The 2,646-nt window shown below is 75.7% G+C and carries 1 protein-coding gene; it reads right to left on the reverse strand.

What is annotated here, in order from left to right; all coding sequences use genetic code 11:
* The coding region (locus tag G3I40_RS21585) for an acyltransferase domain-containing protein (RefSeq protein WP_164303784.1) at window positions 1-2,646 on the reverse strand (2,646 nt) is incomplete at both ends.

Here is a 2,646-nt window from a genome sequence, read left to right on the forward strand (position 1 = left end):
TCACCAGGTGCCGGGCGACCTGCGCTCCGAGCGCGCCGGTGCCGCCGGTGATCAGCACGGTGTGCTCCGGGTCGAACGCGGGGTCCGCGTCCGGCACCGGGGCCGGGGAGACGATCTTGGCGAGCCGGGTCACGTAGGCGCGGCCCTCGTGCAGGGCGAGTTGCGGCCGGGCGTCGGCCAGGGCCGCGGCCAGCAGCGTGCCGTCGGCCGGGAGGCCGTCCGTGATCACGTGCTGGAAACGTCCCGGGTGTTCCGACTCGGCGGTCCGGATCAGTCCGGACAGTGCGCTGTGCGCCAGCTCCCCGGTGCTGACCACGGCGAGCCGCGCCGCGGGCAGCGCGTCGGTGGCGAGCCACTGCCGCAGTACCGCGAGGACCTCCTGCGTGACCCGGCCGGTCTCCTGTACCGGGGCCGGGGGCACGGGGAGGACGACGACGTCGGGTGCGGCCGCGCCGTCCGCCGTCGCAGCGGCCAGGGCGGCGAGGTCGGTGTGGTGTTCGGCGTCGAGTCCGAGGTCGGTCCCGCCGAGGACCGCGAGGTGCGTCCCGCCGCCGGGGGCCAGTTCCGCACCGGCCCGCTCGACCGCGTACAGGTACGGGTCCCAGGGGCGGGTGAGCGTGGTCCCCGCCGGAAGGGCGCGCAGGGCGAGCGAGGCGACGCCGGCGACCGGGGCGCCCGTCTCGTCGGCGAGGGCGACCGCGACCGTTCCGTCCGGGCCGGCCGACAGCTTGACCCGCAGGGTGTCTGTCGCGGGTCCGGTCAGCTGGACGCCGCCGAAGGAGAACGGCAGCCGCAGTTCGGCGGACTCCGCCAGGAGCAGGGCGTGCAGCGCGGCGTCGAACAGGGCCGGGTGCAGGGCGAATCCGTCGGCGTCGACGGGCAGCCGCACCTCGGCGTAGAGGTCGTCGCCCGACCGCCATGCCGCCTGCAGGCCCTGGAAGGCGGGGCCGTAGCCGTAGCCCTGGTCGGCGAGGCGGTCGTACAGGTCCTCGACCTGCTGGGGTTCGGCGCCTGCCGGAGGCCAGGACGCGAGGTCGGGGTCGGGGACGGCGGGGACGGCGGGCGTCACGGTTCCGGTGGCGTGCCGGTTCCAGACGTCGCCTTCCTGTTCCCCGCGCGAGTGGACGGCCACGGGCCTGCGGCCGTCCTCGTCGGGGTCGCCGACGGTGATCTGGAGCTGGAGCGCACCCTCGTCGGGCAGGACCAGCGGTGCCTGGAGGGCGAGTTCCTCCAGCCGCTCGCAGCCCCGTGCGGCGCCCGCGTGCAGCGCGAGTTCCACCAGGGCCGTGCCCGGGACCAGGACGGTGCCGGCGACGGCGTGGTCGGCGAACCAGGGGTGGCTGCGGGCCGAGATCCGGCCGGTGAACAGCACGCCGTCGGAGTCCGCGAGCGCCACCGCGGCGCCGAGCAACGGGTGCCGTGCGGCGTCGAGTCCGGCCGAGGTGACGTCGCCGCCGGACCCGCCCGTCAGCCAGTAGCGCTGCCGTTGGAAGGGGTAGGTCGGCAGGTCGGCTGCGGCTCCCGCGGTCTCGCCGAACAGTGCGCGCCAGTCGACCGGCACGCCCCGTACGTGCGCGTGGGCCAGGGCGGTCAGGGCGGTGTGCGGCTCGGGTCGCCCGCCGCGCACCACGGGGACCAGGAGCGATCCCGCGTCGAGGAAGTCCTGTCCCATCGCGCTGAGGACGCCGTCCGGGCCGAGCTCCAGGAAGGTCCGTACGCCCTCGGCCTCCAGGGCGCGGGCCGCGTCCAGGAAGCGCACGGGCCGGCGGACGTGCCGCACCCAGTACTCGGGCGTGCTCAGTTCCTCGGCACCGACGAGCTGTCCGGTCAGGGTGGAGACGATCGGGAGGGTGGGCGCGGCGAACGTGAGCCCCTTCGCGACCGTCCGGAAGTCGTCCAGCATCGGGTCCAGGTGCGGGGAGTGGAAGGCGTGGCTGACCCGCAGTCGCTTGGTCTTGCGTCCCTGGGCGGCGAGTGCGGCGCCGACGGCCTCGACGGCTTCCTCGTCGCCGGAGAGGACCAGGGAGGTGGGGCCGTTGACGGCGGCGATGCCCAGCTCGTCCTCCCGCCCCGCGAGCAGCGCCAGCACCTCGTGCTCCTCGGCCTGTACGGCGAGCATCGCGCCGCCGCCGGGCAGTGCCTGCATCAGCCGGCCGCGGGCCGCGACGAGTTGCGCCGCGTCCGCCAGCGACAGGACGCCGGCGACGTGTGCGGCGGCCAGCTCTCCGATGGAGTGGCCCGCGAGGAAGTCCGGCCGAACGCCCCAGCTTTCCAGGAGGCGGAAGAGCGCGACCTCGGTCGCGAACAGGGCGGCCTGCGTGAAGCAGGTCTGGTCCAGCGGCGCCGGGTCCTGCCCGAACAGGACGTCGAGCAGCGGCAGTTCCAGCCACGGGTCGAGCTGTGCGCAGACGGCGTCCAGGGCCTCGGCGTAGGCGGGGTAGGCGGCGTACAGCTCGCGGCCCATGCCGAGCCGTTGGCTGCCCTGACCGGTGAAGAGGAAGGCCGTACGGCCGCCGACGGGGGTGCCCCGCACGGTCAGTTCCGCGCATCCGTCGACGGCGTCGCCGGCCGTGGCGGCCACCACGACGGCGCGGTGCGCCAGTGCGGCCCGTCCGACGGCCAGGGTCCGGCCCGCCGCCGCCAGGT

This window comes from Streptomyces sp. SID14478 (genome assembly GCF_010548525.1).
In the GTDB taxonomy this organism is placed as follows: Bacteria; Actinomycetota; Actinomycetes; order Streptomycetales; family Streptomycetaceae; genus Streptomyces.